We start from the raw sequence: 25915 nt of genomic DNA on the forward strand, positions 1-25915 counted from the left end.
AATCCTCCGGCTTTTATCATTAATTTATGCCGGAGGATTTCTTCTTATGTATCTTTCGCTGTATCTGCTTTTTGTCTTTTATCTGCGGATCAACACCATGGAAAACCAGAGGATGGTATTTCCACCCAGATTGTATTCCATAGCTTCCTTTTCTACGATCTCACTGACTACCACGCCATAGCTTTCCAGACATGGATGCATATGCTCCGGAAAACGGCATGGTTTTCCGTCCAGATAGGCACAGCGTTCACAGAAGTCACAGGATTCCGTGGAAAGCGTAAAGGTCTCATAGCCCTCTCCCTCCAGAAAATCACGTACCTTCTCTGTAAGCGCTTCGTGTTCCATTCTTGTGGAAAGCATCTCCTTCATGTTCATGATATCCGATACCTCCGCAACGCTGGAAAAGAAAACTGCTTTCGGATAGCTCCGGATCTTCTTTTCGCATTCTGACAGCTCTCCCACTGCCGGAGGACAGGCCCATGTGCTTCCATAACGTTCACATTCCTGTTTACAGATCGTACGCACACGTGACTGTACTTTAATATCCCCGGTATCCAGCACACGATACTCAAAAATGGGATACTGGGAAATAAACTCATCAAATTTTTCTTTTATACTGTTCATACCTTTAAGATCTCCTGTTCTCCAAAAAGGCTCATAACTGCTGCCTCATAGTCACCAAAATGCTGGGATTTTTTGATCTTTTTCAGATATTTGGCATAATTGGTAAAGCCTGGTGCCATATAACTCCACAATTCTTTCATGCGGAAAAGTACATTTCGTTCTCCTGAAAGATATTCCTGATAATCCCGGTAAAGACGGTCATGGAACTGCCGCAGCTTTTTCCGGTATTCTTCCTGGTGATCCTCTCCATCTTCTTTTTGCATAATGGCATCCAGAAGATAGGGCCTTGCGATCAGGCCTCTTCCGTACATGACGCTGTCTGCATCCGGAAATTTCTCCCGGATTTCCTGATAAGCCTCCACTGAAAAAATATCCCCGTTATATCCCAGGGGAACCTTCAGCTTTTCCCTTGCCTCCTCATACAGTTCATATCTGGGAACCCCCTTATAATGATCCTTCAGAAGGCGTGGATGGATGATCAGCTCCTTCAGCGGATATCTGCCATAGATCTCAAGAAGCCGTTCCCAGTCTTCCTCATAATCCGTTCCCACTCTCGTTTTTATGGAGATCTCCATCCCGGTCTTTTCGAAGATCTCATCCAGAAAACGTTCCAGCTTATCCGGCTCGCCCAGGAAACCGGCACCTTTTCCCTTGGCTGTGACAGTTCCCGAGGGGCATCCCAGATTGAGATTTACTTCCCTGTGTCCGTATTCATCCCGGAAGATATGGGCTGTTTTCACAAAATCCTCCGCATTGTTGGTCAGGATCTGGGGGATCACCGGAAGATCTCCGTTGGTTTCCGGTGATACCTCTTTGATCTCCTTGCTGCTGAGACGTTTATTGGGCTTGGCAGTGATGAAGGGCGTAAAGTATTTATCCATAGGATAAAAACAGTCATGATATGCATTCCGGTAAACCCAGTTGGTTACGCCCTCCATAGGTGCCAGATAATTCTTCATTGTTTATCCTCCTTCATCCGGAAATAGATCTGCTTTCTCCCTCCGCTTCCTGTGGGGATCCTGCCTGTCTCATAATTTCCCAGAGATTTGATAAAGGGGGTCAGCTTGGAATATCCGTAATTACGCACATCAAAATCCGGAAGTCGTTTCCCAAGCTGATCGCCCAGCTGTCCGGAGGAAAGCCATCCCTCTTCGTCAGAAAATTTCTCGATGATGGCATTAATGGCCTTGCGTACCCGCTTGAGATCTTTGTTCTTCCTGGAGCCGGAGCTGCTCTGTTTACTGCTGTTTCCGGATTTTTTAGCTTCTGCTGCAGTAGCCAGATCTTCCTTCTTCTCTTCCTCCTGCTGGTTGCGGTAGAGAAGATCCAGATATTTAAACTGGTTGCATGCGGAAATAAACGGCTTCGGCGTCTTCTCCTCACCCATACCCAGGACCAGCATTCCGGATTCCCGGAGCCTTGCTGCCAGACGGGTGAAATCACTGTCCGAAGAAACAATACAATATCCATCCACATTTCCGGAATACAGAATATCCATGGCATCAATGATCATCGCCGAATCGGTGGCGTTTTTTCCAGTGGTATAGCTGTACTGCTGGATAGGAATGATGGAATCCTCCAGAAGAACCTTTTTCCAGGAGGAAAGCCGTGCACTGGTCCAGTCTCCATAGATCCGTTTGTAGGTGGCTATGCCGATGTTTGCCACTTCATCCACGATGATCTTGATGTATTTGTCTGATACATTATCTGCATCGATCAGTATTGCAATTCTTAATTCGTTGTCCATAAATCCAACCTTTTCTGTTTAATCTGTGCCGTCTCCGATGCGGATTAATGCTCCAGCATGATCTTGAGGATCTCTCTGTCTGTTTCCTTCATACCGTCTTTTCCGATCTGTCCCACACAGCTGATGGTCTCTGCGGTTTCTTCCTGGAGAATTCCTGTATAAGGTGCATAAGACTGCCCGTTCATGGCAAGATGATGCGCCAGAAAGGCTGCGTCAAGACAGGCTGCGATCTTGGCAGCACAGGAAATCTTGGCCCCATCACAGATGATTCCCGGAATATTGGCAAGGGTATTCTCGATCGTTTTTTTGATCAGGGAAATATCTCCGCCTACCATATAGGTAATGGCAGCTCCGGCTGCACAGGAGGCCGATACCGCACCGCAGAAGGCAGACAGCTTCCCTATATATTGCTTCTGATAAACTGTGAGGAGATTGGAAAACACCAGAGCCCTGTAGAGGCTGTAATCCGGCAGCTCCATCTCTCTTGCATAGACGATCAGCGGAACAGAGCATGCAATTCCCTGATTTCCGCTTCCGGAATTGATGACAACCGGCATATCACAGCCACCCATACGTGCCTCAGAAGCCGCTGCAGTAAGACTTCTCATTCTGGTGAGCATATCGTGAGAATAATTTTCACGGATCACGCGCCCGATACCCAGACCGTATTTTCCGGTCATTCCCTCATGAGCAATGGCCATGTTGCTTCTGATCTGCGCATCCAGAAGCTCCTTTACATCGGAAAGCTCTACGGTATCTGCAAATTCCCGAATATCCTCCAGATTTAACAGGCCGCGGTCCGTCTCTTCCTTTTCTTCCACTGCTTTATCTGCATCAAGGAGGATCTCTCCGTTTTTGCTGATCCTGGTCACGTTAATATGATCGTATTTAATCTCCAGGCTGACGGTATCTTCACCGGCATACATTTCGATGATAATGTGAAGGACTACCGGCGTGTCCAGAAGCTCCACCTTACAGATATCTGCCTCCAGAAGTTCCCGGCAGCGTGCCCTGCCCTTTTCATCGACTTTGGAAAGAACTTCCATATTCAGTGAGGCATCTCCTGCCACCGCCCCAAGGATCACACCTGCAGGAATCCCCTTTAAGCCTCCTGAATTGGGAATGATCACACAACGCACATTTTTGATGATATTTCCGGAACATTTTGCTACGATACGCTCCGGCTCTTTCCCAAGGATCTCTCTTGCTCTTGCCGCACCATAGGCCAGAGCGATCGGTTCTGTGCATCCCATAGCCGGGATCATCTCCTCACGGAGGATCGCCAGATAGTTTTTATATATATTTTTGTCCACTTTTTTATTTACCTTCCCGTATTTTATGATTATTTCTTTTCCTGATATTTATGACATGCTACCATATGTCCCGGCTCCACCTGACGAAGTGCGGGGGATTCCTGTCTGCAGCGTTCCTCACACCACGGACAGCGGTTATGGAAGCGGCAGCCCCCGATAGATCTGGACTGTACTCCGGTATCCGTAACGATCTGATCCAGAGTTTTGACTCTCGGGTCCGGAACCGGAATCGAGGAGATCAGCATTTTTGTATAAGGATGCAGCGGATTGGAATAGAGCTTATCTGCATCTGCGATCTCCATGAGATTTCCAAGATAAAGCACCCCGATCTCATCACAGATCTTCTGGACCACCTGCAGCTGATGGCTGATGAACAGATAGGTCAGCCCGTATTTTTCCTGAAGATCCTGAAGCATCTGGACGATCTGGGCCTGCAGGGAAACATCCAGTGCAGAAATGGGCTCATCGCAGACTACAAATTCCGGCTGTACGGAAAGTGCTCTTGCAATGGAAATCCTCTGACGCTGTCCGCCGGAGAACTCATGAGGATACTTCAGAAGATCCTGTTCTTTGAGGCCAACCACGCGGATCAGTTCTTTTGCACGCTCCTTACGTTCCTTTGGAGTGTACATTTTATGGATCTCCATAGGCTCACAGATGATATCCTGCACTGTATGGCTTGGGTCCAGAGAGGAATAGGGATCCTGAAAAACGGACTGCATTTTTTTGCGGTATGGAAGCAGTTCTTTTTCCCCCATGGCTCCGATCTCTGTTCCTTCATAAAAAATCTCACCGCCTGTGGGTTTATGATAACGTAGGATTGCCTTTCCGATGGTAGATTTTCCGCTTCCGGATTCTCCTACCAGACCGAAGGTTTTCCCCTTTTCAATCGAAAAGCTTACCTGATCCACGGCCTTCAGTATGCCCGGCTTAAAGGACAGAAGCTTCGGAGATTTCTGTTTAAAATATACTTTCAGATCTTTTACTTCAATTAAGGGCTTGCTCATCTCTTCTCCTCCCTTCTGTGACAGAATATCCTGTGTCCCTCTGAAGCCTCATAATATTTCGGAAGACAGGCTTCACAGGTTTTGTCCGCATATTTACAGCGATTCAGGAAGGGACACAGATCACCGTTTCCGTCCGAAAGATCTCTCTCCAGAAACTGTTCAAAGGTACCTCCCACCCGCGGCATGCTTGCGATCAGTGCCTGTGTATAGGGATGTCCCGGATGAAGAAAGATTTCTTCTACAGTTCCCTCTTCCACCACGTAGCCACCACACATGACAGCTACCCGTTTACAGGTCTGCGCTACAACGCCCAGATCGTGGGTGATCAGGATGATGCTCATATTGTTTTTTTTCTGAAGTTCCAGAAGCAGATGAAGGATCTGCGCCTGGATCGTAACGTCCAGGGCTGTGGTGGGCTCATCTGCGATCAGGATCTTCGGGTCACTGCTCATGGCCATGGCGATCATCACACGCTGGCGCATACCGCCGGAAAGCTCGTGGGGATAGCTGTTCATAGCCTTTTCCGGGTCTGTGATGCCAACGGCTGTGAGAAGCTCCAGCACCCGGGCCTTTGCTTCTTTTTTGTTCATATTGGTATGGCGCCGGATCAGCTCTACCATCTTATTGCCAACAGTGTAAACCGGATTCAGTGCGGAAAGAGAATCCTGAAAGATCATGGCGATCTCACCACCGCGGATCTCACGGAGCTCTGCTTCATTTTTCTTCAGGATATCTTCTCCCCGGAACAGGATCTCACCACCCATGATCTTACAGTTGGATGGTCCGAGACGGAGAATGGATTTGGTGGTCACGCTTTTTCCGCTTCCGGACTCTCCTACAATCCCGAAAAAATCCCCCTCACCGATGGCAAAGCCTGCACCTTTTACTGCCTGTGTCTCTCCAAGGTCTGTAAAGAAAGACACCTTCAGATCTTTTACTTCCAGTAATTTTTCCATATGTAAATGTCCTCCTTACTTGGGCTCGAATACTTTTCTTAATACTTCTCCCAGATAATTGAAGCTGACGACCGTGATCAGGATCAGGATTCCGGGGAAAATAGCCAGATACGGTGCCTGCTGGATATAGCGCTGTGCATTGCTCAGCATACTTCCCCAGGAAGCCGTAGGCGGCTGGATACCCAGGCCGAAAAAGCTCAGTGCAGATTCCATCAGGATGGCATTGGCAATGTTCATGGTTGCAGCCACGATAATGGTAGGCATGATGTTAGGCAGGATATGATGTACAATGGTGGAGAATTTCTTCTGTCCGGAGATCTTTGCATAGATGACATACTCTCTCTCGTTCAGGGAAATGGTCTCGCCACGGACGATCCTGGCAATATTCATCCAGGTCAGAAAGCCGATGATCAGGACAATGTTCTGAAGTCCCGGTTTCAGGAAGGCATTCATAACGATCATGATCAGGAATGTCGGAAGGCTCATCAGTGCATCCACCAGACGCATCAGCACTGCATCCACCGTTCCTCCCACAAAACCGCTGATGGAACCGATGATCACACCAAGGGCTGTAGAAAGCACCATGGAAAGGAAGCCCACCAGAAGGGATGCTCTTCCTCCGTAAATACAGCGAGCCAGATAATCCCGTCCCATATCATCCGTACCGAAAAGGTGTGCCATGGATGGAGCATTCAGTCGCTCTGTGGCGCTGATGGCATTGGGATCTACCGGATACAAAAAGGCAAAAATGGAGATCAGTGCCAGCAGGATGATCGCTGCTGCACCTGCCACTGCAAGTTTATTTGTCTTAAAACCAAGTTTGATATTTTTCCAGATATTTTCTCTCATGTCCCTTTACCTCCTAACATCCTGCTTTGCGGATCCTCGGATCAAAGACAGCATACAGGATATCTGCCAGAAGATTTCCGAGCACCACGAGAAGCGCGGTAAACATGGTGATTCCCATGATCAGGGGATAATCATACTGCATAACAGCGGTCACTGCCAGCTGACCGATTCCCGGCCATGCAAAAACCTGCTCGGTGATAATGGCACCGGAAACCAGAGACTGCAGGCTCATTCCGAGAACTGTGATCATAGGAAGCATGGCATTTTTCAGTACATGCCGGAAAAGGATTCCAGACTCTTTCATTCCATAAGCCTTCTGCACCATAACATAATCGGAGGACATTTCCGTAATGGTACTGCTTCTTAAATACCGGATGTACTGTGACGCATTTGCAAAGGTCAGAACTGCGCAGGGCATGACCATATGCAGGATCAAATCTCCTAAGGAACGGTTGCCGTCTGAATGCATACCGATACTTGGCAGGATATGGAGATGCACACTGAAGAGATAGATCAGCATGATACCGAACCAGAACGTAGGAATGGAGATACCTACATAACAGAACATGCTGGTGATCTTATCCAGAACACCATTTTTATTCTTTCCGGAATACAGGCCCAGTACAATGGCAATGAGAAAACCAAGCAGCATGCTGATTCCCATTAGGATCACGGTTGCGGGAAGCCTCTCCAGCATCTGTGTCAGGACCGGTCGGTTATTCATCAGGGAATTTCCGAAATTCCCGTGAAGGATCCTTCCCAGCCACAGAAAGTACTGCTCATAGACAGGCTTTGTAAGTCCCAGGCTTTCTCTCAGGTTCTGGATATATTCTTCACTCATATTTGGTTCCACATAAGTCAGGACAGGATCTCCGGGCGCTGCTTTTGTCAGTGCAAAGCAGAGAACAGAGACAATAAACAGTGTCAGAATACACTGTATCAGACGGTTTACGATCTTCTTCAAAATGTACCTCCTTTATTTTCCCCGAAAACAGGAAATCGGCTGGCGCAAAAACGCGTCAGCCTCTTTCTGTTTCCGGTATTCATCCGCTATAAAATTATTTATTTCTCCAATGTATAGATCTTGGAATAATCATAATAAATAGTTTTTAACAGACATTCATCAAAGCCTCCGAAATCTTTACTTACCGCATAGAAACCATTGGAATAAGCGATCGGATAGATATACATGTTATCATTGATCGTATTCTGGATCTCCTTATAAATCTCGCCACGTTTTGTCTCATCTGCAGTGCTGTTGCCCTCTTCCCACAATGCATCCAGATCTGTATCCTTGATCCTGGAATAGTTGGAACGGCTGACGGAAGAACTCATGTCTGCATAAAGGCTCGGCTCTTCTCCCAGAGTGTAGAAGCTCAGTACCAGATCATAATCTGTGCACTCCGTATCCTTTGTCTTATTCTTGAAGGTAGACTCATCTGTAGGAAGAAGATTGATGGTGATTCCTACATTGGCAAGGGCAGACTGTACATACAGAGCCTCACTCTCCATTGTCTTATCTGTGGAGATATACATCAGATTCAGAGAAAGACTTGTCTTTCCTGCTTCGGAAAGGAGCTCCTGTGCTTTAGCCGGATCATTGTCGTAGGTATTGTCCGGTTTTGTATAGTAGAGTGTATCCGGTGTAAAAATAGAATCTGCAGGCTCTGCATAATCCTCGGAAAGGAAAGCAAACTGACAGAACTCCTCTTTATTCAGTGCGTATGCAATCGCCTGACGTACCTTTACATCCTGAAGATCTTCGTTCAGCTCATTCATGAACATGGCGTTGACACGTCCGGAATTATAGGTATTGATGTTTACGTTATCGTAAGCACTGACGGTATCGTAATCATCTGCGCTGATCAGACGTGCATCCAGATCTCCGCTTGCAAGTGCCGCATTGGCGGAGCTGGAATCCTTTACGATCTTGAAGGTGATGGAATCCAGATTTACATCATCAAAATAGTCATCGAATTTTGTTACTTTATAATACTCTCCGGATTTGTATTCCTCGAACTTAAAAGGACCACTTCCCACCGGTTCATTGTTGAGATCACTTTCTCCGATATTCTCCACGCCGTCATAAATATGCTTCGGAATACAGTAAACCTGGCTCAGTCCACCAAGAAATCCTGCGGAAGATGATCCAAGGGAAATCTTGACTGTAAGGTCATCAACCTTCTCTGCCTCTACTGCCTTGTCATTAACGTATCCGTAAGAAGAATACGGAACATTCTGCTTCTCATCTACCAGCACCTGCATGGTGAATACCACATCATCGGCTGTGATCGGCTGACCGTCATGCCATTTCAGTCCGTCTTTGAGCTTCAGTGTGAATTCGCTGGCATCATCATTGGCTGTTACACTTTCGCAAAGTCCGTTTCCGTAATACATCTCTCCGTTCACGATCTCAAAAAACGGGCTGTACAGTGCCTGCATCATATCGAAGCTTGTCTGATCCACAACATAAAGCGGATTGATGTTCTGCGGATCTGCTGTTTCTGCAATGGTAATATTTCCGCCTTCCGCCTTGGTTCCTTCTGTTTCTGCTGCAAAAGCAGTCATTCCTGACATAACAGTTGTTCCTGCCACTGCAGCTGCCAGAAGCGCTGCCAGTACTTTTTTTCTCATTTCCTGTTCCTCCTGTGTTTCAGTGAGTATTCCTCTTTTCCCACCAGTTTAATATGATATAGGTAAGATAATACTATACCATATTACCTTTGTCAAGCTGTCCCTGGCTCTTCAGAGATTTTTTTACTGCATTTCGTTAAAGCTTGTATTTATTCTACATACAGATCACACAGGCGTCAAGATAAATTTTCTGTATCTTGCCTCTGATCTATATATATTTCCTTAATTCGTCATATTTTTGATCCAGTGTCCGTAATTGCACTTCAAAAATGCAGGCACGCATTTAAAGATCTGATCTGCATTCAGGCAGCATACCACCACTGCCGGAGATGCCTTGACCACACAGAGGGATCACGATCCCCCAGGTACTGATCAGGTCCACCTTCATGGAATAAGCGATGCTTCCGCTTCCCCGGATGATACCACCATTTGTCGGCATCTGATAGGACATTCCTACCATTACTACACTTAAGTCATTAACGAAAGCCCGAAGGCAACCCCTGCAATTTCCACACAGCGCAGTGTAGCAAGCAGGATCTGCGTCACCGCAAAGAAAAAGTAAGTAAACCGGATGATCGCCAGATAGGAAAGACCGGCTTCGATAATCGTCTGGTCTGTTGTAAAAAGCCCCAGCAGCTGTGTTGGAAAAAGACTGGCCAGGATAAACAGCACAAGGGCAATAAAAAAGCCTGTGCGCATGGCCCAGGCACCGATCTTCCTTACCGGCTCTGTCTCTTTCTTTCCCCAGTACTGACTTCCGAATATGACAAGTCCGTCTCCCAGAGCCATAAGCAGCTGCTGAAAGACGAACTGTACCTGGTTTACGGTGGTCACACCGGATAATGCAGTTTCGCTGAAGGCTCCAAGCATAATGTTGTCAGCAAGATTGACACTTAAGGTCACTACATTCTGCAACACCAGCATGGAGCATAATTTCAGAAAATTACGATAAAAATTCTTCATCAGTCTTTTACGATAGCAATGATATCATCTGCGTTGATCACCAGATATTTCTCACCCTCATATTTGATCTCGGTTCCTGTGTATTTTCCGTAGATCACACGGTCGCCCGGCTTTACCTGTACCGGTACTTCTTTACCGTCTACGACCTTACCGCCACCTACTGCGATAACCTCTGCCTGCTGGGTTTTCTCCTTGGAGCTGTCCGGAAGTACGATGCCGGATGCGGTTTTGTCTTCTGTCTCAAAATATTTTACGATAACTCTGTCTGCAACTGGTTTTAATGCCATATTCATTTCCTTCTTTCTGTGATTATTAGCACTCTTGAGCTTTGAGTGCTACTCTTTTTTTATCATACTACATATCCGAAAATTGTCAAGATATTTGCAGATATGTAGTATGATATTATTTATGATAGGGCTCTCCGCTGATGATACGATAACTGCGGTAGATCTGTTCCAGAAGGATCACACGCATCAGCTGATGAGGAAATGTCATCTTCGAAAAGCTTAAAGCATAGTCTGATCTCTTCAGTACTTCTTTTCCAAGACCGATAGAGCCGCCGATCACAAACTGGATATGGCTGGTCCCACGTATTCCCAGCTCGTTGATCTTCCGTGCGAAGTTCTCAGAGGTCAGCTGTTCGCCTCCGATCTCCAGAGTGATCACAAACGCATCATCCCGGATATATTTAAGAAGACGCTCCCCTTCCTTGTTCCGAATGGCATCTTCTACTGTTTCGCTGGCATTATCCGGTGTTTTTTCGTCGGACACTTCTATGATCTCCAGCTTGCAGTAACGCCCGAGGCGCTTGGAATACTCCGCAATGGCATCCCGCAGATATTTTTCCTTGATCTTCCCTACTGTCAGGATACTTATTTTCATCCGCCGTTCTCCTCCAGATAATTCTCAAATTCTTCTGCTGACATCAAAACCTTCCTTGGCTTGGTTCCTTCCTCCGGACCTACCACTCCTGCGTCACAAAGCTGATCCATGATCCTTGCCGCACGGTTAAATCCGATCTTGAACATACGCTGGAGCATACCGATGGAGGCCTTTTCCTTCTCAATGATAAATTTACCGGCTTCTGTAAAATAGACATCTCTGTCACCGCCGCCGGCTCCTCCCGGGACACCGGCTGTATTGACCTGCTTCTCAATGGAGGTATCATAAACAGCACCCTGATTTTTGTCAGAAACATATTCTACGACTGCACTGACCTCCTCATCTGAAACAAAAGCGCCCTGCAGTCTGGCCGGCTTCTGATACCCCTGCGGATAAAACAGCATATCGCCCTTGCCAAGAAGCTTCTCGGCACCGTTCATATCCAGGATCGTCCTGGAATCCACGCCGGAAGATACGGAAAATGCGATCCTGGACGGCATATTGGCCTTGATCAGACCTGTGATGACATTGACAGATGGCCTCTGGGTAGCAATGATCAGATGGATACCTGCTGCACGTGCCAGCTGGGCCAGACGGCAGATCGCATCCTCAACTTCTCCCGGCGCAACCATCATAAGATCCGCAAGCTCGTCCACGATGATCACGATCTGCGGCATCTTCTCAGGTGCCTTTTCTCCCTCCGGGACCCGCATATTAGCAACCTTTTTGTTATATTCTCCAAGATTACGTACCCCATATTCCGCAAAGGCATTGTAACGGCTGGTCATCTCGGAAACAGCCCAGTTCAGCGCACCGGCCGCTTTCTTCGGATCTGTGACCACCGGAATGAACAGGTGCGGGATCCCGTTATATACACTGAGCTCCACCACCTTCGGATCGATCATGATCAGACGCACCTCATCCGGTGTAGCCTTATAAAGGATGCTGATGATCAGCGTATTGATGCAGACGGATTTTCCGGAGCCGGTTGCTCCGGCGATAAGAAGATGCGGCATCTTGGCAATATCTGCCACTACCGGTTTTCCGGCAATATCCTTACCTGCTGCAAAGGACAGCTTGGATTTCGCATTTTTAAACTCCTCTGACTGAAGAAGATCCCTCAGCATGACCGGGCTGTTCTCCTTGTTCGGAACCTCGATCCCCACGGCTGCCTTTCCCGGTATCGGTGCCTCGATGCGGATATCCGGTGTAGCAAGATTCAGCTTGATATCATCGGAAAGACCAACGATCTTGCTGACCTTCACACCCATTTCCGGCTGCAGCTCATAGCGGGTAACGGTAGGTCCGCAGCTCACATTGGTAACGGTTACATTGACGCCGAAATTATGCAGGGTTTCCTGAAGCTTCTGCGCTGTTTTACGCAGATGTGCATCGGAATCTCCCTGAGATCTGCCATCTCCGCGCTTCAGAAGCTTCAGCGGCGGATACTGATATGGTTTCTTCTCCGGAGCTTCTCCCTGGCTGATCTCATGCTGGATATTTCTGATCCCATGCTCGATCTCTGTCTGAGATGACTTCGGGTTTCTGGAGGGCTGATGGGATGCTTTCTGTTCAGCTTCCGGCTGAGGATCCTCCTTTATCTCAGCGGGAGCAGCTGCCTTTCCTGTTTCCCGGGAAGCTTTTGCTGCTACAGCTGTCTTTGCCGGCAGGATCTGCTGCATCTCGGGAATATCTACATCCTCGTAGCCGGAATAAGCATCCTCCTCTTCGGCTTCCTGCATTTCTCTTTCGAAATCCGGCTCCTCCGACTCTTCCCAGGCCGGCTGGGACTGTGAACGGTGGATCTGGAATTCCAGCGGCTGAGCATGCTCCTCCGGTTTCTCATCAAGCCCTGGATCCTCTTCTGTCAGATCTGTATCTGCCGGAAGTACAGCCTTTTGTTCATCAAGGAAAGAAGGAAGATTAAATTCTCCTTCCCGGTTCGCCTTCACCGCAGCCTGTCTTTCTTTCTGCGATCTTCTTGTTTTTTTCTTTTGTTTTTTTGAGATATTTTCCGGATCTTTCTCTGTAAGGGCAAGTTCTTCTTCCTCCAGCTCTTCTTCCAGCCGGCGGATCTTCTCCGCTCTTTTTTCCGCACGGATCTTTCTGCGAAGCTCCTTCTGCTTTTCTCTGTCCGGCTGTCCCTCAAGATAAACTTCTCTGCCCTCTCTTGCTGCATCTGTAAAAAAGTCCAGGATCTTATTCATAAATCCGAAGAAGGATCTCTGTGTTATGATGATGAGAGACACAAGAAGCACCAGAACGATGATCACAGTTCCGCCCACAACGCCAAAAGCGGATGCTGTGGAAATACATACTGCACCACCGAATACTCCACCGCCGGTACGGTATTCCGAACTCAGTGAATAATAATCCGAAAACGTGGTACTTGGCGTATAGCCCTCTGTGATCAGCTGAAGAAAGCCGCAGAGGAACACAAAAAATACCACGCCCGCCAGTACCTTTTTGTAGGCAAGGCGGTTGGTATTGTTCACGATCAGGAACGTAACTCCGGCAAAAAGCAGGATCGGGAAAATATATGCACAAAGTCCCATGATGCCAAAGCATACGGCACTGATGGCATTTCCTACGATCCCTCCCATACCAAATGCACTGATCATCAGGATCAGGCAGGCCGCAAACATCACAAGGATCAAGATCTCTGTCTGAAAGCGGTTACCGACAGGCTGCTGCTTCGCCGCAGGTTTTCTTTTTCTTTTTTTTGTCGTTTTTGAAGCTGCCATTGTCAGACTCCTCCCAGTTGATATCAAATATAATTCGCTGCCAGAATAAGGATTCCGGCTGCAAAAGAATAAAATGCAAAATAACGCAGTCTGACCTGATTCGAAAGCTTAAGCATAAAACGGATCACCAGATAGCCTGTGATCCCGGCCACGATCATTCCAAGAACATAAGTAAATCCCTGGCCAACAGTCATATGAACAGAAGTGAACTCTCCCATCTCCACAAAAAAAGCTCCCACCACAGCCGGAATGCTCATCAGCAGCGAATATTTCACTGCAAACTTCCGTCCGAGGCCGCAGAAAAGTCCTGCGCTCATGGTAAGTCCAAGCCTGGAAAGTCCCGGAAACACAGAAAGGCCCTGACAGATACCCATCCACATAGCATCTCCGAAGCTGGTTTCTTTTGTTCCCTTGCTGCCATTGACATTACTGTAGTCCACAACAAGGAGGATCACACCTGTAAGAAGGATTCCGATCCCGGAAAACATGTGTGAGGATGCGCTTCGCACAACAAGTCGTTTGCACTGATATCCGATCAGGACTGTAGGAATGGTGGATACCATGATCAGGGCAGTAAGCTTCCGGTAAGTTCCGCTTATGATCTTTGCGTAGGTAAGCTCTTTCCCAGTCCTACGGTTATAGAGAAAAATATTGGCATTTCCGATCAGATCCAGTATCATTCCGATCAGCTCGATCCCGATCTTCTTGATGTCCTTCAGAAAAACAAGGATCAGAGCTATCATAGTTCCCAGATGGAGCATCACTTCAAAAAGCACACCGGAGCCTCTGGTACCGCCCAAAAGATCCTGCACTCCACAGAGATGTCCGAAGCTGCTCACCGGCAGAAATTCGGTGATTCCCTGAATGATTCCCAATATAATCGCATGTATCACTGACATAATGATATTTCCTTTTCTTAAATTTTTTCCAACACATTATAGCATAACTGAGTAAAACTTACAATCTTCACTTGGCAAAAGTTTCAAACAAATGTTCTTTTTTTAATCTGCAAGAAAAAAAATCCTCCGGCTGCATCAGAAAACACAGTCGGAGGATCTGTTTATAAACAGACTTTCTGCTTATTTATTTTTCAGATATTCGTCGATACCTTTTGCACCAGCTTTACCTGCACCCATGGCAAGGATTACGGTAGCTGCACCTGTAACGGCATCACCACCGGCATATACGCCGTCCTTGGATGTCTTACCGGTTTCTTCCTCGGCAACGATACATCTTCTCTTGTTGATGTCAAGGCCCTTGGTTGTGGAAGAGATCAGAGGGTTCGGTGAAGTACCAAGAGACATGATGACAGTATCTACATCCATATCATACTCGGAACCAGGAATCTCTACCGGACGTCTTCTTCCGGATGCATCCGGCTCACCAAGCTCCATCTTGACAACCTTCATACCGTTTACGTGGCCGTTCTCATCAACGAGGATCTCCTTCGGATTTGTAAGAAGATCAAAGATGATGCCCTCTTCCTTAGCGTGATGAACTTCCTCTGCTCGTGCAGGAAGCTCTGCCTCACTTCTTCTGTATACGATATGTACCTCAGCACCAAGTCTCAGCGCTGTTCTTGCAGCATCCATGGCAACGTTACCACCGCCGACAACTGCAACCTTTTTGCCTGCTGCGATCGGTGTATCATAGGAATCATCGAATGCTTTCATGAGGTTGCTTCTTGTCAGGTACTCGTTTGCAGAGAATACACCGCTTGCATTCTCACCCGGGATACCCATGAACATCGGAAGTCCTGCACCGGAACCGATGAATACAGCCTCAAAGCCCTCATCCTCGATCAGCTGATCGATGGTAGTGGATTTACCGATGACAACGTTTGTCTCGAATTTAACGCCAAGCTCTTTGACCTTCTCGATCTCTTTCTTAACAACCTTCTGCTTCGGAAGACGGAACTCCGGAATACCGTAAACAAGAACACCGCCAAGCTCATGAAGAGCCTCGAATACAGTGACATCGTATCCTGCCTTTGCAAGGTCACCTGCACAGGTAAGTCCGGATGGACCGGAACCAATCACTGCAACCTTATGTCCGTTCTTAACCTCTGCTCCTGCAGGTTTGATATCATGCTCCAGAGCATAGTCTGCAACGAATCTCTCCAGCTTACCGATAGAAACAGCCTCGCCCTTCTTACCGCGGATACACTGTCCCTCACACTGGGATTCCTGCGGACATACACGACCACAGATAGCCGGAAGTGCGGAAGATAAACCGATCACCTTGTAAGCCTCTTCCATGTTGCCTTCTTTGATGTGCTCGATAAATCCCGGAATATTGATGGATACCGGACATCCCTCTACACATTTCGGTTTCTTACAGCCAAGACATCTCTGTGCCTCTTCCATTGCTTCTTCCTGATTATATCCAAGACATACTTCCTCGAAGTTTGTCGCACGTACCTTCGGATCCTGCTCTCTTACAGGAACTTTTTTTAACATTTTTGCATCTGCCATTAGTTGTCACCTCCGCAATGTCCGCATCCACCGTGGTGGGTATCGCCTTCCTGAAGCTTCAGTAATGCACGGCCCTCCTGGGTCTTATACATCTGGCTTCTCTTCATAGCCTGATCGAAATCAACGAGATGTCCGTCGAACTCCGGTCCGTCTACGCAGGCAAATTTGATCTCATCACCGACCTGGAGACGACAAGCGCCGCACATACCGGTTCCGTCAACCATGATCGGGTTCATGCTGACAATTGTGTGGATACCAAGCTTCTTGGTAAGAAGACAGACAAATTTCATCATGATCATCGGTCCGATCGCTACACAGACGTCATAATGCTTGCCCTCGTTTGTCACAAGATCCTCAAGAGTCTTTGTTACCATACCGGAACGGCCATAGGAACCGTCATCTGTTGTAACATAAAGATTGGAAACAGCGCCAAGCTCTTTCTCAAGGATAACCATATCCTTAGTCTTGGAACCAAGGATAACATCCGCTGTGATGCCGTGCTCATGGAGCCATTTAACCTGCGGATAAACAGGTGCGGTACCGACACCACCGGCTACGAATACCATTTTTTTCTTCTTAAGTTCTTCGATATCCTCATGGACGAACTCAGACGGACATCCCAGAGGTCCTACGAAATCACGGAATGAATCTCCCGCCTTCAGTGCGGACATCTTAATGGTAGATGCTCCGATCTCCTGGAATACGATGGTAACTGTACCGGCCTCGCGATCGTAATCGCAGATGGTAAGCGGGATCCTCTCTCCCTTTTCGTCAAGTTTCACAATGATAAATTGTCCTGGCAGACAGTGGCTTGCCACACGTGGTGCATGCACAACCATAAGATGGATCTTAGCTGCCAGCGTTTCAGCTTTTAAAACCTTATACATGGTCTTCCTCCTCGCGCAAATTATAAACCTTTATTAATAATACGCTAAAAATCAGCATATGACAAGAGTAGATTTACAATTTCTGTCAAAATTCTTTACCACAGCACAGCGCAACCATGTTAGCCTTATACAACTAGCATCATCAAAAGCCACATACAAAACTGGTTATTTCTGTGTTTTTTTCCTTTCGATAAGGGTATACAATCGGTCCAGTGCCTCCCGGATCCCTCCTACTTCATCGATGAGTCCTTCCTTTACCGCTTCCTCACCCTCCAGCATAGTCCCCACATCTTTTACAAGCTGGGAAGTATCCAGCATCAGCTCCTCCATCCGTTCTGCCGTGATATGTGAATGTCCGGATACAAAGGCAATGATCCGGTCCTGGATCTTTTCCATATTGCGGTAGGACTGCGCCACGCCGATGAACATTCCGTTCTGGCGTACCGGATGGACCACCATGGTAGCACTTGGCACGATAAAGGAATAATCTGCTGATACCGCCATGGGTACACCTATGGAATGTCCCCCGCCCAGCACCAGAGAAACCGTAGGGATACTTAGAGACGCGATCATCTCCGCAATAGCAAGCCCTGCCTCCACATCTCCTCCTACCGTATTTAAAAGGATCAGAAGCCCCTCGATCTCCTCATCATCCTCAATGAGAGCCAGCTTTGGCAGTACATGCTCATACTTGGTTGTTTTGCTGTGAGACGGCGCGGATTCATGACCTTCGATTTCCCCGATCACCGTCAGAAGCTCCACTTTATGCTTCCGGGAATTTCCATCGAGCACTGCCTGCCCGGTTTCCCGGATCTGTTCGTTCTGGCTCGCTTCCCGGTCCAGTTCCTTCTGTTTTCCCTCTTCGCTCTGTTTTTCCATAAAAAAATACCTCCGGAATCTGAAATTCTGGAGGTATTATATGCAAAATATTACTTTCTATTCAGAGATCATTCGTCCCAGTTTGTCCATACGTCAGTAACGTCGTCGTCATCATCAAGAAGATCCAGTGTTCTGTGAAGATCTTTGATAGCCTGATCATCCGTCAGCTCCACATAGGTCTGCGGGATCATGGCGATCTGTGCTTCTACAAACGGGATCCCGGCTTTCTCAAGAGCCTCACGTACAGCACTGAAATCGTCCGGTGCTGTGATGATCTCAAAGCTGTCCTCTTCCTCGTTGAAGTCCTCAGCACCTGCATCCAGAGCTGTCATCATCAGCTCGTCCGCATCCATCTCACCGCACTCATCCTCAAGTTCTTCCTTGTCGATGATGATCTGGCCCTTCTGGTCGAACATAAAGGATACGCATCCCTGTGTTCCGATGCTTCCGTTACCCTTGGTAAACGCGTTACGTACATTACCTGCAGTACGGTTCTTGTTATCTGTAAGAGTCTCTACGATAATAGCAACACCGTTCGGACCATATCCCTCATATACAGCCTTCTCGTAACTGTCTGCAGAATCCGCACCTGCTGCCTTCTTGATTCCACGATCGATCGTATCGTTCGGCATGTTGTTCGCTTTTGCTTTTGCGATGACATCACGAAGCTTGCTGTTGTTTGCAGGATCCGGGCCGCCGGCCTTTACTGCCATAACGATCTCACGGCCGATGACTGTGAAAATCTTACCCTTCTTGGCATCATTTTTCTCTTTCTTATGTTTGATGTTGGCAAATTTTGAATGTCCTGACATGGTATCTTCCTCTCCTTGTTACCGTATATTTTCTTTCGTGCCCTGCTCATTTTGGGTACCGTTTTACATAATTGCAACTCGGTTTAATATAGCACTTATGAAAGATTTCGTCAAGAATCAGAAAACAAACCGGTCAAAATTCCTCATGTTCCCCTAAAAAGTCAGTTCCAGACTGATCTCAAGCGCATGATTCACCTTATCAAGCATAGCACTGTCCAGATGACACACCTTATCCTTCAGACGCCGCTTGTCGATGGTGCGGAGCTGTTCCAGAAGGATCACGGAATCCTTTTCGATCCCGTAGGCGGATGCATCGATCTCAATATGTGTCGGCAGTTTTGCCTTATTCATTTTTGATGTAATTGCCGCACAGATCACTGTGGGACTGTGACGGTTGCCCACATCGTTCTGGATGATCAGCACCGGACGGATGCCGCCCTGTTCACTGCCCACTACAGGTCTTAAGTCCGCATAAAAAATATCCCCTCTTTTTATAACCACACAATTCACACTCCGATTCTGGTCCGGCTTATTTGCAAGCCGTATTCCTTTTTACAGATAAGTATTTCCACAATTTCTTTGTGTATACCATGCGTGGTACTTTTTTACCGGCCTTATGTCTGACCCGGCGTTTTCCGGATCCGGGTATTTACGGATCTACTGGAAAAAGCTCTCCTCTTCTCCGCATTCCTTACCGTCTTTGATATAAACCCGCGGAACACGTTTACTGATCCCACAGACAAATTCATAGGAAAATCTTCCGGAAAGATCTCCCAGTGTCTCCACACTGATAAATTCCTCTCCATCTCTTCCCATCAGGGTGACCTCGTCCCCGGCCTTCACCTCCGGGATATCTGTGACATCAACCATAAACTGATCCATGCAGACACGTCCGAGGATCGGAGCTTTTTTGCCCCGGATCAGGACCCAGCCCTTATTGGAAAGCTGTCTCGGATAGCCATCTGCATAACCTACGGGGATCGTTGCCATTCTGGTAAAGCGTTCTGTAACAAACGTTCCTCCATAGCTTACCGCTGTTCCACGTTCCACATTTTTCACATAGGATACATGACTTTTCAGCTCCATTGCAGGTGTCAGCTTCACAATATCACGTTCTACCTCCTCTGACGGATAAATACCGTAAATGGTGATGCCGGCACGAACGACATTGAGATTTGCTTCCGGAACACGGATGATACCTGCACTGTTGGAGCAGTGACGTACCGGAATATGAACACCTCTTTTTTCCAGAAGCTCTGCAAAACGGAGATAACGGTCCAGCTGCACCAGTGCAGGAGAACGGTCGGTCTCATCCGCCCTGGCAAAATGGGTAAACATTCCCTCGATCACCAGATTCGGGATTTTTGAGATTTTTTCGATCTTTACCGCATTTTCCGGAATATCCGCATATCCGATCCTTGTCATTCCCGTATCCAGAGCCAGATGAATATGTACATTTTTTCCAATGCGTGCACCTGCTTTTGCATATTCTGCCGCTGTATTAAGATCCGATATGGTGATCCGGATATCATTGGCTGCAAGCTCCTCATAATATTCCTCAAATACAAGGCCAAGGATCAGGACAGGCTTGGTGATCCCTGCATGCCGAAGCTCCAGTGCCTCCTCTGCCGTAGCTGTTGCAAATCCCCAGATATAGTCATAGTCCTGGATCAGACGGGCAATAGCTCTGGCACCATGGCCATAACCGTCTGCCTTGATCACAGCGATGATCTTTGTCCCTTCTTTGACATTTTTATACATTTCCTCAAAATTGTGGGCAATGGCATCCAGTGATACCAGTGCTTTTACTCTCTCGTATTTTTTCATAATCCCGACTCCTCTTCACCTATAGCTAATGCCTTGGGCAGATATTCTATGATATCTCCTGCCAGCATACTGCGCTTTCCTTTTTCAGCGGCTGCAAGATCACCGCAAAGTCCGTGAAGATAAACACCTAACGCGGCCTTTAAAACCATGGGAGGCTGTTCCTCCGTTTTCAGATACATACATAACACTGCTGCCAGGATCCCGGAAAGCACATCTCCGCTTCCTGCAGTTGCCATTCCGGAATTACCGGAAAGATTCAGATACATCTGGCCTTTTTCATCTGCGATCACCGTACATGCATCCTTCAATACGCACACAGAGCCTGTTTCCGCAGCAGATTTCAGTGCAGTATCTGCGATCTCATGCTGGATCTCCTGGATCGTTCTGCCACTGAGCCGGCTCATTTCTCCGATATGCGGTGTCAGGACTACATGCTCTCCCAGATACTGGTACCACTGTGGATGTGCAGCCAGAAGGTTCAGGCCGTCCGCATCCAGGATCAGCGGCTTTTTCTCCCGGGCAGCCGCCGTGAGAAACCACTGTTCTCTCTCACGGCTGGCCACTGATGTTCCAAGTCCCGGTCCGATCACGATCACATCACACCAGGATAGAAGCTGTTCATTGGATTCCTGATCAAAGCGGCTGCAGACCATAGCCTCCGGAAGGAGTATCTGCAGTGGGATCCTGTTGGCTTCCACAGTCTGGATCTTTACCATTCCCGCACCGGCACGAAGTGCTGCACTGGCGCTTAAATAAGCGGCTCCGCACATTCCCTCACTTCCGGTCACAAAGAGCACTTTTCCGAAGGTACCCTTGTTTCCGCCGGGATCACGTTCCGGAAACAGCTTCAGATCTTTATTTTCCAGACAGGCGGCAGATGCAGTCACAGCTTCCTGCTCATAGATCCCGATATCGGCGGTAACGATCCTTCCTGCATACAGTCTTCCCGGATAAAAGCAAAGACCTCTTTTCCGGTAGGCAAATGTGACAGTCAGATCGGCGCTGAAGGCAATTCCCATTTCCAGGCCAGTATCTCCGTTCACTCCTGACGGGATGTCAACTGCGATCTTTTTGGCCCTCGCACTGTTCATCTCATGGATGATATCAGCATAATGCCCCTCGATCGGACGCGTCAGGCCTACCCCAAACACGGCATCTACTATAGTAGTATATTCACTCCACTGCGGGTTATTCACCTCCGGGACACGATAACCGGAAGCAATCTTATACTGAAGAGCTGTCTCTCTGGTCATTTTATCTTTGTTTCCGACCATATAAAACTCTACCCGGATCCCCTTCAGATGGAACAATCTGGCAACAGCGATACCGTCACCGCCATTGTTTCCGCTTCCGCAGACTACCAGGATCCTTTCGTCCTTCTGGAGATACTTTTCTGTTTCCTCTACCACCTTCAGTGCTGCCCGCTCCATCAGAACCTCGGAGGGAACTCCGATCTCACGGATCGTTGTGGAGTCCAGATCCTTCATTTCTTTGCAGGTAACAAGCTTCTTCATTCTGTCTTCTGCCTCCCCTCTGTCATAGAGAAAGCTGCCGTTTCCGGCAGCTTAACAATTCTTACTTATCCACATGTTCCTGCCTGTATTTGCTGAGATTATAAGACAGTGTCATCAGACTCTCGGAAAGATGAACGTTCTCTACGATCACATCATCCGGTGTCTCAAGATCAAGATGTGCAAAATTCCAGATTGCCTTGATCCCGTTCTCCACCAGAATATCTGCCATTTCCTTGGCTTTATTCTTGGGAAGTGTCAGGATCGCGATCTCCACGTTATTCTCTCTCAGGAAAAACGGAAGCTCACTGAGCATCTGGATCTCAAGTCCACGGACTGCGATGCCCTCAAGCACAGGATTTACGTCAAAGATACCAACCAGCCTGAACCCGCGCTTCTCAAAATCCACATAATTGGCAAGTGCCTGTCCCAGATTACCGGCACCCAGGATGATCATCGGATGAACGGTATCTAGTCCCAGGATCTTACCGATCTCTGTATAAAGATAGTGTACATTATAGCCATACCCCTGCTGCCCAAAACCGCCGAAATTATTAAGATCCTGACGGATCTGAGAAGCTGTGGTATGCATCTTCTTACTTAACTCATTGGAAGAAATACGTTCTACATTGTCTTCCATCAGCTCTCCTAAGTAGCGGTAATAGCGTGGCAGACGCTTAATCACCGCTTTCGAGATTTGTTTTGTCTCCACGATAGTTTTCCTCCTTACCTTACACTAGGTTAATTATAACGAATTGACATTTTCCTGTCAATTAAAGTTGTCTATTCTGTACAAATTTCTTTATAATTTTTCTAATAATTGATTTTTTCTTTGAAATCCCGGCAGTTTCCGTTATAATAGGTGGAGGATTTTTCCCTGTTCAGGCATAAACAGGGGTGATTCTTTATACAGGAGGACAGTTTTTATGATTTTATCATGTCAGAATATATGCAAGGCCTTTGGCGAAAAAGTAATTTTAAATGATGCATCCTTTCACATTGAAGACCGTGAAAAGGCTGCTCTGATCGGATGCAACGGTGCAGGAAAGACCACACTGCTGCGGATCATCATGCAGGAGCTTTCTGCTGATTCCGGTACCGTGGTGCTTGCCCGGGATAAAAATATCGGCTATCTTGCCCAGTACCAGGATATCCACGGACATCATACCATCTACGAGGAGCTTCTTACCACCAAGCAGCACATCATCGATATGGAACGCCGTATCCGCAATATGGAACAGGAAATGAACACGGTGACCGGTGATGAGCTGAACCGTCTGATGGAAACCTATACCCGCCTGACCCATCAGTTTGAGCTGGAGAACGGATACGCTTACAAAAGTGAGCTGACCGGTGTCTTAAAGGGTCTCGGCTTCACGGAGGAAGATTATGACAAGCAGATCGAAACTCTTTCCGGCGGTCAGAAAACCCGCGTGGCGCTGGGCAAGATGCTTCTTTCCAAGCCGGATATCCTGCTTCTGGATGAGCCAACCAATCACCTGGATATGGAAAGCATCTCCTGGCTGGAAACTTATCTTCTGAATTATCCGGGAGCTGTTTTTATCGTCTCCCATGACCGTTATTTTCTGGATAAGGTAGTCACCAAGGTCATTGAGATCGAAGCCGGACAGACCCGCGTATACAGCGGCAACTACTCTGCCTATGCTCTCAAGAAGGCTCAGCTTCGTGATGCACAGTACAAGGCATACTTAAATCAGCAGCGGGATATCAAGCATCAGGAAGCCGTTATCGCCAAGCTGAAATCCTTTAACCGTGAAAAATCCATCAAGCGTGCGGAAAGCCGTGAAAAAATGCTGGACCGTGTACAGAGGATCGAAAAGCCTCTTGAGCTCCAGGACCGGATGCGTATCTCGCTGGAACCACGGGTGTTAAGCGGAAACGATGTGCTCCACGTGGAAGCGCTTTCCAAGGCCTTTCCGGGACAGACCCTGTTCTCCGATATCTCCTTTGATATCAAACGCGGCGAGCGTGTGGCACTGATCGGAAACAACGGAACCGGAAAGACCACCATGCTGAAGATCATCAACGGTCTTATTGAGGCAGATGCCGGCAAATTTTCCCTTGGTTCCAAGGTGCAGATCGGTTATTACGATCAGGAACATCATGTTCTGCATATGGACAAGACGATTTTCCAGGAGATCTCCGATACTTATCCGACTCTCACAGAGACCGAGATCCGAAATATGCTTGCTGCATTTCTCTTTACCGGAGATGATGTTTTCAAGGAAATCTCCGCACTTTCCGGTGGAGAAAGAGGCCGTGTTTCCCTTGCAAAGCTGATGCTTTCCGAAGCCAACTTCCTGATCCTTGACGAGCCTACCAACCATCTGGATATTGCTTCCAAGGAGATCTTGGAGGAAGCACTAGTCAGCTACACCGGTACAGTCCTTTATGTATCCCATGACCGTTACTTTATCAATCAGACTGCGACCAGGATCATGGAGCTGACAAACCAAGCAGTGGTAAATTACATCGGTGATTATGATTACTATCTGGAAAAGAAGGAGGAGCTGACCAGTACCTATGCACCGGGAAGCACTTCTCCGGAGGCACCTGCCGAAGAAAAATCGGTTTCCGAGAACAAGCTTTCCTGGCAGCAGATGAAGGAAGAACAGGCAAAGAAACGAAAACGGGAAGCCGAGCTGAAAAAAGTCGAAGCCCGTATCGAAGAGCTGGAAACAAGAGACAGCGAGATCGACGAGACTATGGTCCTTCCGGATGTCTGCACCAATGTAGCGGAATGTACAAAGCTGAGCCGCGAAAAAGCAGCCATCGCTGAAGAACTGGAAGAGCTTTATGAAAAATGGGAAGAGCTGGCCTGACGGTCAGCTCTTTTTTATCCCCTTATGTTTTTATGGAAGCAGCATGCCGAGATGCTGTTCAAAGCATACACCATCGTTACGGTCTGTTCCTTCCTCCACCGCATCCCGGATCGATGCCGAGATAAAATCCACGGCCAGCTCTGCACAGGTTTTCATGGAATATCTTTTTACCAGCCCTGCACTTAGCACGGATGCAAAAAGATCTCCTGTCCCGGAATAGCTTCCGCCGGATTTCTCTGCGAATACCCAGGAGCTGTTTCCGTTTTCCAGGACAAGATTCCCCATTTTCAGAGGCTGCCCCTCCTCCCTGTGATCCACTCCGGTGATCACAACGGCAGGAAGTGAAAATTTCCGGGCAAGTCCGCACCCGATCTCCCGGATCTCTTCCATCCGCCGGGACTCTGATGCCTTTTGCAGTTCCTTCCAGATATCCTCCATTTTTTCTTTTCCGTAGAGAAGAAGGAGGGCTTCCGTAAGGTTCGGTGTGATCACATAGGAACGACGTGTCAGTTCGCAGAACCGGCTGCGGAGCTCTTCTGTATAGATCGGATAAACCGCGCCGTCATCCCCCATCACCGGATCTGTAAGGATCAGAGTATCCTTCCCTGCAAACGCATCCATAAATTTCAGGATCCTGTCTGCCTGCTTATCATCAGAAAGAAATCCAGTATAGATCCCATCCGGGAAAAATCCTCTTTTTTTCCACTGCTCCATATATGGTTCCATATGCTCTGTGAAATCCTCACAGAAATAACTTTCATAACCGGTCTGGTTGCTTAAAACAGCGGTGGGAAGTGGACACGCCTGGACCCCCATCACCGAGATCACCGGGATCGCTGCTGTCAGTGAACATTTCCCCAGCCCGGAAAGATCATTGATCACTGCTATTTTTTTCATGGTAATTCTCCAGTCTTGAGTTTTTTTCTGTAATATTATAGAATGAACTGTCAGGTTTACGCAATC

25 protein-coding genes are annotated in these 25915 nt (G+C 47.6%); 1 reads left to right on the forward strand and 24 read right to left on the reverse strand.

What is annotated here, in order from left to right:
- Positions 1-78: 78 nt before the first annotated feature.
- The 23 genes from LI091_RS03180 to LI091_RS03285 form a co-directional block, all read right to left on the reverse strand.
- Positions 79-624 carry a DUF2284 domain-containing protein gene (locus LI091_RS03180; RefSeq protein WP_015524841.1) on the reverse strand — a complete coding sequence of 182 codons (546 nt, stop codon included), beginning with the start codon at positions 622-624 and terminating at the stop codon, positions 79-81.
- Positions 621-1583, reverse strand: coding sequence for a tRNA dihydrouridine synthase (locus LI091_RS03185; RefSeq protein ID WP_265190787.1), 963 nt, complete (start codon positions 1581-1583; stop codon positions 621-623). The genes LI091_RS03180 and LI091_RS03185 overlap by 4 nt, the downstream gene beginning before the upstream one ends.
- The gene (locus tag LI091_RS03190) at positions 1580-2371 is read right to left on the reverse strand and encodes an NYN domain-containing protein (RefSeq protein WP_022426781.1); all 792 of its coding nucleotides are present in this window, start codon (positions 2369-2371) and stop codon (positions 1580-1582) included. The genes LI091_RS03185 and LI091_RS03190 overlap by 4 nt, the downstream gene beginning before the upstream one ends.
- A 44-nt stretch (positions 2372-2415) precedes the next feature.
- Complete coding sequence (locus LI091_RS03195) at positions 2416-3636, reverse strand: L-cysteine desulfidase family protein (protein WP_173758753.1); 1221 nt, start codon at positions 3634-3636, stop codon at positions 2416-2418.
- 77 nt (positions 3637-3713) lie between these two features.
- Positions 3714-4691 (reverse strand): ABC transporter ATP-binding protein, encoded by a 978-nt coding sequence (locus LI091_RS03200; RefSeq protein ID WP_265190788.1) that lies wholly within the window; start codon positions 4689-4691, stop codon positions 3714-3716.
- Positions 4688-5647 (reverse strand): ABC transporter ATP-binding protein, encoded by a 960-nt coding sequence (locus tag LI091_RS03205; RefSeq protein ID WP_022426783.1) that lies wholly within the window; start codon positions 5645-5647, stop codon positions 4688-4690. The genes LI091_RS03200 and LI091_RS03205 overlap by 4 nt, the downstream gene beginning before the upstream one ends.
- Positions 5648-5662: 15 nt before the next feature.
- Positions 5663-6496, reverse strand: coding sequence for an ABC transporter permease (locus LI091_RS03210; protein ID WP_015524834.1), 834 nt, complete (start codon positions 6494-6496; stop codon positions 5663-5665).
- Between the two features lie 13 nt (positions 6497-6509).
- Complete coding sequence (locus LI091_RS03215; RefSeq protein ID WP_192925790.1) at positions 6510-7460, reverse strand: ABC transporter permease; 951 nt, start codon at positions 7458-7460, stop codon at positions 6510-6512.
- 98 nt (positions 7461-7558) lie between these two features.
- A complete protein-coding gene (locus LI091_RS03220) occupies positions 7559-9130 on the reverse strand; it encodes an ABC transporter substrate-binding protein (protein WP_022426786.1) in 1572 nt (523 codons plus the stop codon).
- A gap of 283 nt (positions 9131-9413) precedes the next feature.
- Entirely contained in the window at positions 9414-9569 is a 156-nt protein-coding gene (locus LI091_RS18440) for a hypothetical protein (protein ID WP_320442563.1), read from the reverse strand.
- 29 nt (positions 9570-9598) lie between these two features.
- Positions 9599-10093, reverse strand: coding sequence for an MATE family efflux transporter (locus LI091_RS03225; RefSeq protein ID WP_320442564.1), 495 nt, complete (start codon positions 10091-10093; stop codon positions 9599-9601).
- A complete protein-coding gene (gene groES / locus LI091_RS03230; protein WP_044960825.1) occupies positions 10093-10380 on the reverse strand; it encodes a co-chaperone GroES in 288 nt (95 codons plus the stop codon). Before groES ends, LI091_RS03225 begins: the two co-directional genes overlap by 1 nt.
- Positions 10381-10495: 115 nt before the next feature.
- Entirely contained in the window at positions 10496-10975 is a 480-nt protein-coding gene (gene rlmH, locus LI091_RS03235; protein ID WP_021650552.1) for a 23S rRNA (pseudouridine(1915)-N(3))-methyltransferase RlmH, read from the reverse strand.
- Positions 10972-13719 carry an FtsK/SpoIIIE family DNA translocase gene (locus LI091_RS03240; RefSeq protein ID WP_265190789.1) on the reverse strand — a complete coding sequence of 916 codons (2748 nt, stop codon included), beginning with the start codon at positions 13717-13719 and terminating at the stop codon, positions 10972-10974. Before LI091_RS03240 ends, rlmH begins: the two co-directional genes overlap by 4 nt.
- 23 nt (positions 13720-13742) lie before the next feature.
- Positions 13743-14618 (reverse strand): undecaprenyl-diphosphate phosphatase, encoded by an 876-nt coding sequence (locus LI091_RS03245; RefSeq protein WP_015524826.1) that lies wholly within the window; start codon positions 14616-14618, stop codon positions 13743-13745.
- Between the two features lie 180 nt (positions 14619-14798).
- Positions 14799-16193, reverse strand: coding sequence for an NADPH-dependent glutamate synthase (gene gltA, locus LI091_RS03250; RefSeq protein ID WP_021650554.1), 1395 nt, complete (start codon positions 16191-16193; stop codon positions 14799-14801).
- On the reverse strand, positions 16193-17080 hold the full coding sequence (locus tag LI091_RS03255) for a sulfide/dihydroorotate dehydrogenase-like FAD/NAD-binding protein (RefSeq protein WP_015524825.1): 888 nt from the start codon (positions 17078-17080) through the stop codon (positions 16193-16195). The genes gltA and LI091_RS03255 overlap by 1 nt, the downstream gene beginning before the upstream one ends.
- Positions 17081-17245: 165 nt before the next feature.
- On the reverse strand, positions 17246-17959 hold the full coding sequence (locus LI091_RS03260) for a ClpP family protease (protein WP_022426789.1): 714 nt from the start codon (positions 17957-17959) through the stop codon (positions 17246-17248).
- A gap of 68 nt (positions 17960-18027) precedes the next feature.
- Positions 18028-18771 (reverse strand): YebC/PmpR family DNA-binding transcriptional regulator, encoded by a 744-nt coding sequence (locus LI091_RS03265; protein ID WP_110102267.1) that lies wholly within the window; start codon positions 18769-18771, stop codon positions 18028-18030.
- Positions 18772-18924: 153 nt separating this feature from the next.
- Positions 18925-19272: a type II toxin-antitoxin system PemK/MazF family toxin gene (locus LI091_RS03270; RefSeq protein ID WP_021650556.1), complete on the reverse strand. Its 348-nt coding sequence runs from the start codon at positions 19270-19272 to the stop codon at positions 18925-18927.
- Between the two features lie 156 nt (positions 19273-19428).
- Positions 19429-20598 carry an alanine racemase gene (alr, locus tag LI091_RS03275; RefSeq protein WP_265190790.1) on the reverse strand — a complete coding sequence of 390 codons (1170 nt, stop codon included), beginning with the start codon at positions 20596-20598 and terminating at the stop codon, positions 19429-19431.
- Complete coding sequence (locus LI091_RS03280; protein ID WP_265190791.1) at positions 20595-22112, reverse strand: NAD(P)H-hydrate dehydratase; 1518 nt, start codon at positions 22110-22112, stop codon at positions 20595-20597. Before LI091_RS03280 ends, alr begins: the two co-directional genes overlap by 4 nt.
- A 61-nt stretch (positions 22113-22173) precedes the next feature.
- Complete coding sequence (locus LI091_RS03285) at positions 22174-22821, reverse strand: redox-sensing transcriptional repressor Rex (protein ID WP_021650558.1); 648 nt, start codon at positions 22819-22821, stop codon at positions 22174-22176.
- Between the two features lie 214 nt (positions 22822-23035).
- Between LI091_RS03285 and abc-f the strand changes: the two genes are divergently transcribed.
- Positions 23036-24952 (forward strand): ribosomal protection-like ABC-F family protein, encoded by a 1917-nt coding sequence (abc-f, locus tag LI091_RS03290; RefSeq protein WP_022426792.1) that lies wholly within the window; start codon positions 23036-23038, stop codon positions 24950-24952.
- Positions 24953-24982: 30 nt separating this feature from the next.
- On the opposite strand, the gene LI091_RS03295 is transcribed toward abc-f, so the two are convergent.
- Positions 24983-25849 carry a pyridoxamine kinase gene (locus LI091_RS03295; protein WP_265190792.1) on the reverse strand — a complete coding sequence of 289 codons (867 nt, stop codon included), beginning with the start codon at positions 25847-25849 and terminating at the stop codon, positions 24983-24985.
- Positions 25850-25915 lie beyond the last annotated feature (66 nt).

The organism is Blautia sp. MSK20_18 (assembly GCF_020553125.1).
In the GTDB taxonomy this organism is placed as follows: Bacteria; Bacillota; Clostridia; order Lachnospirales; family Lachnospiraceae; genus Blautia_A; species Blautia_A fusiformis.

Excerpts from the sequence above, each read along its gene's own strand:
- LI091_RS03190 (WP_022426781.1), bottom strand. The coding sequence starts at position 2,371 with ATGGACAACGAATTAAGAATTGCAATACTGATCGATGCAGATAATGTA.
- LI091_RS03255 (WP_015524825.1), bottom strand. The coding sequence starts at position 17,080 with ATGTATAAGGTTTTAAAAGCTGAAACGCTGGCAGCTAAGATCCATCTT.
- LI091_RS18440 (WP_320442563.1), bottom strand. The coding sequence starts at position 9,569 with ATGCCGACAAATGGTGGTATCATCCGGGGAAGCGGAAGCATCGCTTAT.
- gltA (WP_021650554.1), bottom strand. The coding sequence starts at position 16,193 with ATGGCAGATGCAAAAATGTTAAAAAAAGTTCCTGTAAGAGAGCAGGAT.
- groES (WP_044960825.1), bottom strand. The coding sequence starts at position 10,380 with ATGGCATTAAAACCAGTTGCAGACAGAGTTATCGTAAAATATTTTGAG.
- rlmH (WP_021650552.1), bottom strand. The coding sequence starts at position 10,975 with ATGAAAATAAGTATCCTGACAGTAGGGAAGATCAAGGAAAAATATCTG.
- LI091_RS03185 (WP_265190787.1), bottom strand. The coding sequence starts at position 1,583 with ATGAAGAATTATCTGGCACCTATGGAGGGCGTAACCAACTGGGTTTAC.
- LI091_RS03240 (WP_265190789.1), bottom strand. The coding sequence starts at position 13,719 with ATGGCAGCTTCAAAAACGACAAAAAAAAGAAAAAGAAAACCTGCGGCG.
- LI091_RS03245 (WP_015524826.1), bottom strand. The coding sequence starts at position 14,618 with ATGTCAGTGATACATGCGATTATATTGGGAATCATTCAGGGAATCACC.
- LI091_RS03225 (WP_320442564.1), bottom strand. The coding sequence starts at position 10,093 with ATGAAGAATTTTTATCGTAATTTTCTGAAATTATGCTCCATGCTGGTG.
- LI091_RS03200 (WP_265190788.1), bottom strand. The coding sequence starts at position 4,691 with ATGAGCAAGCCCTTAATTGAAGTAAAAGATCTGAAAGTATATTTTAAA.
- LI091_RS03205 (WP_022426783.1), bottom strand. The coding sequence starts at position 5,647 with ATGGAAAAATTACTGGAAGTAAAAGATCTGAAGGTGTCTTTCTTTACA.
- abc-f (WP_022426792.1), top strand. The coding sequence starts at position 23,036 with ATGATTTTATCATGTCAGAATATATGCAAGGCCTTTGGCGAAAAAGTA.
- LI091_RS03220 (WP_022426786.1), bottom strand. The coding sequence starts at position 9,130 with ATGAGAAAAAAAGTACTGGCAGCGCTTCTGGCAGCTGCAGTGGCAGGA.
- LI091_RS03265 (WP_110102267.1), bottom strand. The coding sequence starts at position 18,771 with ATGTCAGGACATTCAAAATTTGCCAACATCAAACATAAGAAAGAGAAA.
- LI091_RS03295 (WP_265190792.1), bottom strand. The coding sequence starts at position 25,849 with ATGAAAAAAATAGCAGTGATCAATGATCTTTCCGGGCTGGGGAAATGT.
- LI091_RS03195 (WP_173758753.1), bottom strand. The coding sequence starts at position 3,636 with ATGATCCCGGCTATGGGATGCACAGAACCGATCGCTCTGGCCTATGGT.
- LI091_RS03180 (WP_015524841.1), bottom strand. The coding sequence starts at position 624 with ATGAACAGTATAAAAGAAAAATTTGATGAGTTTATTTCCCAGTATCCC.
- LI091_RS03210 (WP_015524834.1), bottom strand. The coding sequence starts at position 6,496 with ATGAGAGAAAATATCTGGAAAAATATCAAACTTGGTTTTAAGACAAAT.
- LI091_RS03280 (WP_265190791.1), bottom strand. The coding sequence starts at position 22,112 with ATGAAGAAGCTTGTTACCTGCAAAGAAATGAAGGATCTGGACTCCACA.
- LI091_RS03260 (WP_022426789.1), bottom strand. The coding sequence starts at position 17,959 with ATGGAAAAACAGAGCGAAGAGGGAAAACAGAAGGAACTGGACCGGGAA.
- alr (WP_265190790.1), bottom strand. The coding sequence starts at position 20,598 with ATGAAAAAATACGAGAGAGTAAAAGCACTGGTATCACTGGATGCCATT.